At 38.9% G+C, this 10,566-nt stretch carries 4 protein-coding genes and 1 pseudogene; 3 read left to right on the top strand and 2 right to left on the bottom strand.

Translation table 11 applies throughout. From position 1 onward, the window contains the following. Positions 1-655: pseudogene (locus tag AC1DND_RS16940) on the bottom strand (translocation and assembly module lipoprotein TamL); the annotation flags it as partial. Next, the gene (locus tag AC1DND_RS16935) at positions 639-5,279 is read right to left on the bottom strand and encodes a translocation/assembly module TamB domain-containing protein (protein WP_477583372.1); all 4,641 of its coding nucleotides are present in this window, start codon (positions 5,277-5,279) and stop codon (positions 639-641) included. The pseudogene AC1DND_RS16940 and the gene AC1DND_RS16935, both read right to left, overlap by 17 nt. 109 nt (positions 5,280-5,388) lie before the next feature. Between AC1DND_RS16935 and AC1DND_RS16930 the strand changes: the two genes are divergently transcribed. From AC1DND_RS16930 to AC1DND_RS16920, 3 genes are all read left to right on the top strand, one after another. After that, complete coding sequence (locus AC1DND_RS16930; RefSeq protein WP_477583370.1) at positions 5,389-5,877, top strand: cytidine deaminase; 489 nt, start codon at positions 5,389-5,391, stop codon at positions 5,875-5,877. Between the two features lie 214 nt (positions 5,878-6,091). Continuing rightward, entirely contained in the window at positions 6,092-7,777 is a 1,686-nt protein-coding gene (locus AC1DND_RS16925) for a PNGase F N-terminal domain-containing protein (protein ID WP_477583369.1), read from the top strand. Positions 7,778-8,700: 923 nt separating this feature from the next. Further along, positions 8,701-10,566, top strand: a 1,866-nt coding sequence (locus AC1DND_RS16920) for a DNA gyrase subunit A (RefSeq protein ID WP_477583367.1), incomplete at its 3' end; no start/stop codon positions are given.

Below are 10,566 nucleotides of genomic sequence, written 5' to 3'. Positions count from 1 at the left end.
TAATTAAATAATCGGGACTGAAATAGAAATAGCCATTTTCTTTTAAGTCGTTATCAATTCTGATCCGTTCATTTTTGTAGGTGTCAATATCATAATAATCGCCAACTTTTAACAAGGTTTTATCTTTGTTGGCATTAATGATTTTGGTGAGCGCCCCGGTATCTGGAGGGAAATTAATCTTGTTGATTTTATAACGTTGTCCCGTAACTGCAGTATAGATGGCCTTACCTTTTTTCCCTTTTACAACGGTATCGCCGGTAACATTTGCCTGTAAATAGCCTTCACTAATAAGATAACTGGATAATACATCATTGTTGTATTTCAACTTTACCTCGCTTAATAACACAGGTGGTTCCCCTTGTCTGCGTAGCCAGTTTCTAAAACCCTTTGGTTTTTTGGGTTCTCCTGCAAGATTGTAAATGCCAAGCTTATATTTTATACCCAAAATCGACTTATTGGGGCGTGGTCTTGTTTTAGCTTCAAGGTCGGTTTTAACCTGTTTTTCATTATCAATTTTCCCCGATGAGTCTGGATTGATTTTTACCTCAGCACCGGTATATAAAATCTGCCCTGGTTTTAACGATTTGGTACTGCTGCAAGCCGCCCAAACTAAACAGGCCAGTAAAAATAAAAGCGGTCTAGTTAGTTTTCTCATCTTGTGCTTTCTGTTCAATGTTTCTTATTCTTCTTATTCTTTTCTTTTGAAAAATCTCTCTAAACTTATTGTAATCTACCACCAGCGTAAAGCCTAAACCTGTTTCAACAATCTGTCCCTGTACAATCATATCGTTCTGGTTTCGGCGGTAGGCCCTTAAACGGTATCGTCCATCAGCAGAAAGCGCATATTCTACGTTCACGTTTCCTGCAATATTGGTCGATTTTTCCCCTGGAGCCTGTGGTCCTTCTAAAGCAAAAGAGCTTCCTACGCTTACGGTTAATCTGTCATTCAACAGTTTTTTCGATAAGCCAACCTCCAGATCTGTTTTTTGCTGCATCGAACCTGTTGAGTAATCTTCGGATGAATTTACACCGAAGTTAAGATCAACACCCTGGATTAAATCGGAGGTTAAATTATTCAATTGTTCCGTTAACAGTTTGCTTACACTCGAACGGGCAAGGGTAGAAACGCCGCCACCGCCGCCGGCCAAGCTTTGAAAAGGATTATTCGCAATAAACCTGTTTAGGGCAAGTAAAGAAAGAACCTGTTTGTTCAACTCACTTTCATCGCGGTTTACATTAATCAATTTGGTGTAAACCTGGCCATTTAAAGCGCCACGTTCATTTTCTGGCAGATCGAGCTTAAATGAAATGGTTGGTTTTAATAATTCCCCTTTTATCATCAAATAAACCTGAAAAGGCAATTTTGTTCTCGCCTCGTAAAGATCTGGCTGGTTTAACAGGTCGATAGGCGCAGCATTAACTTCGTATAAAGCCGTAATATTTGCAGTAGCTGAAGTAGGTTCACCTGTCCAGACAATGGTACTGCCTTTAACCAGTTTAAATTCTTTTTTTACAACAGCCAGCGTTAAATTGTATGAACCATCAACTATTTCATAGCGACCGGTCACGCTAATTTTACCGCTTGGATCCATCGTTACATTTAAGTCTGCATCGCCCCTAACTTTTAAATTATCGCCAGTAGATGCATCTACAACCACATTCAGTTCTGCCTCTGGATCTACTTTTACAGCCGCTACGAGGTTTAAACCTTTAATTGGTGATTTACTGATGCTATCAACTTTTAAAGCTTTTTGTCCGTTAAAAGGAGGTGCATCGGCATCAATAAACTGTACTATACCTTCCTGGTCAATAATCGCCGGATCACTTGAAGGCAAAGCAAAGAAAAACTTTGTGCCCTTATTTACATTAACATTCATGTTTACATCTGGCTGGTTCAAATCTCCGCGTACTTTAATATTGCTGGTTAAGAATACTGTTCCGTAAATCATATCATTATCAGCTGCGGTCGAATTGATTGCCCTGAAATTGTTTGTTCGGATATCTAAACCGAAACGGTAATTTTTAAAATCGGTGGTGTAAACTTTTCCATTGATGGTTGCTTTTTGATTTAAGGAATCAAGGAGTGTAAAATTGTTAAAACTGATGCCTTCGTTTGTGAATGAAATCTTTTCGTTAGGCATGCGGAAATATGAATTTACATAAGCCACATTAAAGCCTGCATTATTGAAAGTTAAATCGCCCAGTATTTTCGGAGCTGTTAGTGCACCTTTAACTGTTAACGCGCCTGTTAAGGTACCAGTACCACGTTTAAGCTGACCTGCAGATAAACTCTCTATATTTTTCATTTCAATCTTATCGATGTTTACCGTAAGATCTAAAGCGCTTTCTGGTGCAGTATAATAGAAGCCGTTAACCCTTAACTCGTGCACCCCAGTTAAAGCAACATTTACCTCAAAGGCATTTTCGGTATTGTTGTTTACGGCCAGGCGTAAAGTGCCCAGTTGATCTTTTTGATAACGCAACTGATCGATGGTTAAATTTGCCTCAAATTTTGGTGTGCTGGCCAAATCTTTAACGTTTGCGGTTCCATTTAATCGACCACCGACCAAAGTGGTATCGGTTTCTGCAAATTTGGTTAAGGTTTCTAATTGGAAATCTTTAAATTCTACTGCCAAGGGCGCATTTGGTTCGGTAGGATTACTATTGATGGAAAGTGATTGACCACTATTACTAATCTGGAACTGGTTAACCAATATGCCTGATGCACCAAATTGAATATAGTTATCTTGCGAAACCACCCATTTTTGATAATCGAGCAATAATTTTTGCGGATCTAAAGTGAATTTGAAATCCTTATTAATCGATTGAAAGGTACCACCAATTACATATTTATTTTTAAGCTTTCTATCTCGCAAGAAGATGTTAACGCCTAAATTATTATTTGAAGCATCGCCACTTACTTCCGTATTAAAGAGTGCAATAGCTGGGCTTTGGAGACTTTTAACCGTTAAACTATAAGCCAGTTTATTGTTATCATTATTGATGTTTAAAACCGTAGTATCTACCTTAAAATCGCCATAAACCACCTGTGGGAAATTCCCTTTAATCTGTAAGCTGTCTTTTTGTGTATCGATTAATCCATAAAACTGCGATTGTTTGAATACCGTTAATTCGGGTACAAATTCCTTTAATAATTTAGAATCGTAAACCTGTACAAAAAACCTTAGCCTTTGGTCGGGAACTTTAGCAACGGTACCAAAGGCGTAGTATTTATTAATTTCGTTGATAATGGCGTCGCCAACTTTGGTGAGCTGGTACTTGCCATCAATTTTTGCTGATAGTATTTCAGATTTTAAGGTCAGCTCGTTTTCTGTCGCAGTTGATTTAGCCCGGATGGAAATCGTATCTACATTGATTTTTTGTTTGTCTTTTACCAATTGTAAGCCCGTAATATCAACCGACCCATTTAAATAATCAGCATCGGCGGTAGCGAGGTCTACTTTAACTATACCTGCTGCACTTAATACCGTTGGACTAAAGTTCAATGCCTGCAGGTTTACCTGCTTTAAGTTTAAATCGGCTTTTACAGCAGGATATTTTCCTGCCAGATTCACTTTAGCATCTAAATTAAAGTTGGCATTGCTATCGGGCATGCTACTCTTAATACTGATGTTCTGATTACTGTAATTCCCGGCAAGGCTTAAATTACGGTAGGTATATTTGTTGTAATAAGCACTAATCACTTTGGCGTTAAACTTTGCATTAATTTTTTTAGGATCGAGTCCTGTGCCTGCCACATTTGCCTTAACCGAAATCCTACCCAGTTTAGGTTGCATTTTTAATAGCCTGCCCACATTAAAGTTGTTTAAGTTAATGTCGGCCTTATAACTTTCCTTACCTTTTGGTCCTTTCATACCGGCTACCAAAATCGCTCCACCCATATCGGTGTTGATATCAGGATGTTTGGTTAAATCCTCCATCGAGGTAAAATTTAATTCAGTCGCATTTTCGATTGAAGTATTAGGTGTTTTTAAAATGAAATTGCTCAGTTTGATCTGTTTGTCGTTATACACCGCATCGCCTCTCAGCTGATCCAGTACAAAACCACTTTTTTCCTTTAACGATCCATTTTTAACATTGGCTTTTATGCCAGCGGCGCTATAACTTACATCACTGGCGCCTAAGTTTAGCTGGGTAATTTTAAGGTGGTTAAAGTCCATGCCTTTAGTGATAGGCTTTGCCCCAATATTATCAAACTGTACATTATTATCGGCCAAACTGATGTTCTTAATAATTAAACCCAAAGGCGATTTTTCGGGAACTACGGTATCTTTAACTTTCTTTAAATCGTTACTTGGTGCAGGTTTAAAAGCAAAAAGGATATTCGATTTATTTAAATGGGCATCATCAACAGCATACTTACTGTTGGTTAAATCTACTTTTAGGTTTACCAGGCCCAGATCGTTTACATCGGCAACGGCTTTGGTGGTCGATAACTGATCGTCGTAATTTACCTTTACCTTACTAAAAATGAAGTTCTGCACTTCTATTAATGGCAGTTTGCCTTGTTCTTTCTCGCTGCTATCAACACTGTTTGTAATGTGCTGCACCAGGTGAACTAGTGGTTTTTGCTGCAGATAACGTAAAGAAGTGTTCACTAAACTTAATTCTTTAATTACGTAGTGCTGATTGGCTAAATCGAAATCTTTGATTTTGGTTTTAAAGGCACCCAGGTATAATTTCACATCATTTCCCGCAACATCATCACGATAGTTAATGCCTATATCTTCAAATGAAACTTTATCGACAGAGAATTTGAGGGTAGAGGTGGTATCTTTTTTTATTTTTTCTTCGGGTTTTTTCTGATCGCTTGCAAAGGCATCCACCAGAAATGAAAAATTAAATGTAGTATCGGGAGTGATGCGCTTCACATTGGCGCGTACATTTTTTAGTTCAATATTATTGATCTCGATGGTGTTTTTTAACAGTTTGAATAAGCTGATATCAACCGCAAGTTTTTCAGCATATAATAAGGTATCGCCCTTACGGTCTTCAATATAAAATTTGTTCAAAACCACATCTTTTGGCAGCGCAATTTTAATGCTCTCTAAACTTACCTCTGTTTTGGTTTTGTTTTTAAGATAGTTAATAGCTTTGTCTTTAACAAAATTCTGAACTGCCGGAATATTTAAAGATAGCGCCAAACCAACAACCAGAATGATGATGGAAGCAATTACCCACAATAAAATTTTTAGACTTTTGCGTACGTATTTATTCAAAGCTAAGCGTGTTTGGTGTTTGATAAATGCCAAAAGCATGCCATTAAAATTAATTTTAAGGCATGTTTTACTAAATAATACAAAAAATAACTTAAATTGTTCGCCCGCTATAAAAATTTAATATTGGCGGTTTCCTAATTAGTTACAAATGAATTCAATAAATCTAAATATAACTTTTGAACAATACGAAAGTATTACAGAATTAACAGTGGCAGACAGAACACTTTGCGAACTTGCAGCAGAGGCTTTAAATACTTCATATTCTCCTTATTCTAAATTCAGGGTGGGTACAGCAATCCGTTTGGCCTCTGGCGAAACGATATTAGGCAGCAACCAGGAAAATTTAGCCTACCCATCTGGACTTTGTGCAGAGCGTGTTGCCCTTTTTACCATTGGTGCTACCTATCCAAACGCAGTTATTGAAAGTATGGCTATTACTGCCCAAACTGATAATTTTGAGATTTTAAAGCCTGTTACTTCTTGCGGAGGTTGTTTGCAGGTGATGGCAGAGTTTGAGCGCAAGCAAAATACGCCGATTGAGGTGATTTTTTACTGTTTGAACGGAGAAGTATTAAAAGTGCCCAGTGTAAAGAGTTTACTGCCTTTTGCTTTTGTTGAGGATCGGTTGGAAAGATAGGCGGGGAGGCATCTCTCGACAGGTCGTCTTTGCGAGAAGGCTTTTTCAGCCGACGAAGCAATCTTAATGCGGTCGCTATGACCCATGGTTGTAAGATTGCTTTCCCGAACATTCGGGATTCCTCCTCGCAATGACGAATTTCTATTAGAATGTAGTTCTAACTCCCGACCTCGGACCTCCGACTTTTATACTTATATTTGGTTTTTTAGCCATAATGAAGCAACTCTACACCCTCGTTTTCTCCCTTTTTATTTCTTTTGGCGCAAATGCGCAGATCGTCCTTAAAAATAATGCGGTTTATAAAATAGTTTACTTCCGCTCCGCTGATGGAAAGCCGAAGGAAGACCGCAATCCAACTGTGGTAATGGCTTCAGCAAGCCAGAATTTAATTAGCTATGCAGCTATTCTCGATCGTAAAGCAAAGTATCCTTACGAACAAAGCATTGTTACGAAACCTGCACAAATTTTGTTTCAGGTTGCCGATTTAGGTATAGATAAGCAGATTGCAACTGCCGATAGCCTTGCAATTGGCAAGCAAACTTTTGAGTTGAGCAACGAAACCAAAGTGATTTTGGGTTATACCTGCAAAAAGGCCACCACGGTAGTTAATTCGAATAGAATTGATCTTTGGTACACTATTGAAGCAGGTATTAAAGCGGCACCAACCAATTTGGGCCAGAACCTTGGTTTGGTTTTAGAGCAGGTGCGTAACGGCAGTAGCTTTGTAACGGCTACAAAAATTGAAGAAGTTAAAAATTCGAAATTGATCGATCTCCAAAAAATAAGTGCTAAGCTTACCGATGCATTAACGTATAAAGATTTGCTTTGGAAAAGCAGGTTTACCACGCTAAGTGTTTTTAATAACGAAACGATCAATTTTATAGATAAACCACAATCGAACGATTCTGTATTCCGCTTTGCGGGAGGGACCGTGATTGCCAGGAAAGTTAAATTTCCTGAGCTTCAGTCCGACCCGAATGTTTTTGTCGATTTAACCGAACAATCGAACGGCGATGCTTATGATAGAACAGGATCGGTATTTATCATCCCAACCGATAAACAGATCAGTTTAATGGATGCACTTAAAAATTCTGTTAAAGACCTGCCGGTTTACGACAATGGTAATGGAAAGAAATACCAGGGTGTTGTGGCTACAGCAAATTATAATCCCGTTATAGAGTTGATGCGCTTTTTTACCCCTTTCGGTGTGGGTAAATACAATAATTTAAAACTGAAGGATAAAAATTGGGCGGAGAAAGTTTATTACAGACAGGATGTTTCAGAACTGTTCCCGCTGGTAAATGGAAAAGAAGTTTGGATAGCTGTTTTTGTTGGTAACTATGATAAGGGCGGTCATAAAGTTTCTTTAAATATAACACTGCATAATGGAGGAAGACAAAAAGAAGCCAAAGAAGTAATTTTGCCTTTATTTAATTCGACCAACGTAATGGAAATGGCTGGACAAGAATATGCAACTATGTTTAGCAGCGATAAAGGGTTGGAAGTTTCTTTCACCTTAGCAAAAGACCTAAAAGATGCAAAACTACGCTACATTACAACAGGCCATGGTGGTTGGGGAAATGGCGATGAGTTTGTACCACGGAAAAACACCATCTGGCTGGATGAAAAAGAAACATTCGCTTTTACGCCATGGCGCCAGGATTGCGGTTCGTACCGATTGTCGAATCCTGCCTCTGGAAATTTCGAAACGGGTCTTTCCTCGTCAGATTTAAGCCGTTCTAACTGGTGTCCAGGCACAGTTACCAATCCCGAATGGATAAGTTTGGGTGATTTAAAAGCCGGACCGCATACCATAAAAGTAACCATCCCGATGGGTAAACCAGAAGGTTCGAGCTCAAGCGCATGGAATGTTTCGGGCGTGCTGTTGGGGGTGGAATAACCAAATGATTTGTTATCCTGAGGATTAATTTATTGTATAAAAGTCAATATTAATGACGTATATAATTGATTATTTTTTTACCATACAGCTCATGCTTTCCTCGGCTCACCGCCGCCGATGGGCTCTTTCTTTTTGGTGTCAAAAAGACCAGCGTAGCTAGCTTGAATGCCGTTAAAAACATAAAAGCCCATGAAAAAACAAAAAACACCGGCTGAAAATTTTTCGTTCGAAGTTAGTAGGTTGGCTGTTTCGGTGGAGCCCGAAAAATTTGTTAGGCCGGATTTAAGTAGAACGAGGATATGGTGCTACGGGCCTAGTTGGGCGGGCATACACAGTTGGCACAAACCTGTCATATTTAAATGATTACAAAATAACGTCAATGGTAACGCAGTGAAGGATCTTTTTCTTGCCTCTTTTACCATATAAGATATATAAGGGAATATAAGCTCGGCTGACCCTATAATTGTTTTTTATTTTTAATTTCAAATAGCGTCTATGGGTCTTTCTATGCACCCTGCAACCCTAAATAGCACCACGAAACTATTTTTCTAAACCGGATTGAAGAGAAGATCCTTTTTTGCTGCCTTGGGCTGAGCTGGAGGGCAAAAAAGATCGCATCGGAAAGCCGGAGGAAACATTAAACAAAATTTACGGAACCCTGCTTTCTAAATCAATACAAACAAATTTAGATTTCGGCAGGTGAGACACCAGCCGATAGGATGAAATTGTTCAATTTGAATTTAAAGATCTCTCCGCTACGGTCGAGATGACGAAATATACTCCGTGATTTCCGTGCCTCCGTGGCCAATACATAAATCGTCAGGTCATTAAAAACGAATTTCCCATCTCGAAATGTGAATAACCTCTCTTCATTCTATGAAATCATTTTTATTATATTTACGGCTGCCAATTTTTGTAAATAAATGAGTGAAGAATTAGATCAAAACGTAAACGAAGAGCACAAACATACCATAACCCCAATCAACGGTTTATACGAAAACTGGTTTCTCGATTATGCGTCTTATGTAATTCTCGATAGGGCAGTTCCGCACATTAACGATGGACTTAAGCCTGTTCAACGGCGCATTATGCACTCGCTTAAAGAGATGGATGATGGACGTTTTAATAAGGCGGCCAATGTAATCGGTAATACCATGAAATATCACCCGCATGGTGATGCATCTATTGGCGATGCGATGGTGCAGATTGGTCAAAAAGATTTATTGATTGATATGCAGGGTAACTGGGGGGATCCGGTTACTGGCGATAGTGCTGCAGCACCACGTTATATCGAGGCACGTTTATCAAAATTTGCCAACGATGTGGTGTTTAACCCTGATACTACCGAGTGGCAGTTAAGTTATGACGGGCGTAATAATGAGCCAATAACTTTACCGGTTAAATTCCCTTTGTTATTGGCACAGGGTGCTGAGGGTATTGCCGTGGGTTTGGCTACCAAGGTAATGCCGCACAATTTTATCGAATTGCTGGATGCCTCGATAGAAGCGCTGAAAGGTGTGCTATATGCCTTTACGGCTTGTGAGGTGTCTATTTCGCCAAATACCTGTATTATTCAAGGGGATAAGCCACTCTTTTTGAGTGTGAACGATATCCTGATTGAAAATACAAAACACACTAAAAATTTATTAAAAAGAGAGTTGGAGATCCGCTTGCACGAGTTGCAGGAGAAGATTTTCTTTAGTTCTTTACTTAAAATATTTATTCAGGAGGGGATGTACAAAAATCCTGAATATGAAAACTCAACCAACTTTGATACCGTAGTTGAGGTATTACACATTTTATTTGATCCGTTTAAGCCATCGCTTTACCGCGAAATTTTACCTGAGGATTTTAAGAAGCTGATTGATAAGCCAATGAGTAGCATCACCCGTTTTGATGTGAAAAAGGCCGATGAGCAGATGAAAAACCTGGAAGATGAAATTAAAGTAGTTAAAAACCACTTAAAACACCTTACCGATTACGCTGTTGCCTGGTACCAGAAACTGAAAGATAAATACGGAAAAGGAAGAGAACGTAAAACTGAAATCCGTTTGTTCGATCGCGTAGAAGCATCGAAAGTTGCATTGGCGAATGTAAAACTGTACATGAACCGTGAGGACGGATTTATCGGATCGGGTTTACGTAAAGATGAATTTGTGGCCGATTGTTCGGATATAGACGAAGTAATTGTTTTCCGTGAGGATGGTAAATGCATTATCACCAAGGTAGCCGATAAAACCTTTGTAGGTAAAGGCATTATACACGCCCAGGTATTTAAGAAAAACGATGAGCGTACCATTTACAACATGGTTTATAAAGATGGTGCAAGTGGTACTTCGTATATTAAAAGGTTTGCTGTAGTTGGGGTAACACGCGATAAAGAATACGATTTAACCAAGGGATCGAAAGGTTCGAAGGTTTTATATTTTACAGCCAATCCGAACGGAGAAGCTGAGATAGTAAATGTTGCATTAAAACCGCACTCTAAATTGCGCAAGCTTCAGTTCGATCAGGATTTTGCAGAAGTGGCCATTAAAGGACGTGGCTCGCAGGGGAATATCATTTCGAAATATCCGGTCAAAAAAATCATTCTGAAGAGCAAAGGAGTTTCTACTTTATCTGGACTGAAAATCTGGTATGATGATTTATTAAAACGCTTAAATGTTGATGGCCGTGGGAAATACCTGGGTGAATTTGATGGCGACGATCGTATTTTACAAGTACATAAAGATGGCTTCTATGAGTTAAGTTCTTTCGAATTGAGTAACCACTTTGATGACGGCCTGATC

Source organism: Pedobacter sp. 01N416 (assembly GCF_056399685.1).
Note: the sequence above shows the minus strand (reverse complement) of the source record. Positions and strands in the feature narration are given on the sequence as shown.

Coding starts and splice junctions, on each gene's coding strand:
- AC1DND_RS16935 (WP_477583372.1), bottom strand. CDS start 5,279: ATGCTTTTGGCATTTATCAAACACCAAACACGCTTAGCTTTGAATAAA.
- AC1DND_RS16930 (WP_477583370.1), top strand. CDS start 5,389: ATGAATTCAATAAATCTAAATATAACTTTTGAACAATACGAAAGTATT.
- AC1DND_RS16925 (WP_477583369.1), top strand. CDS start 6,092: ATGAAGCAACTCTACACCCTCGTTTTCTCCCTTTTTATTTCTTTTGGC.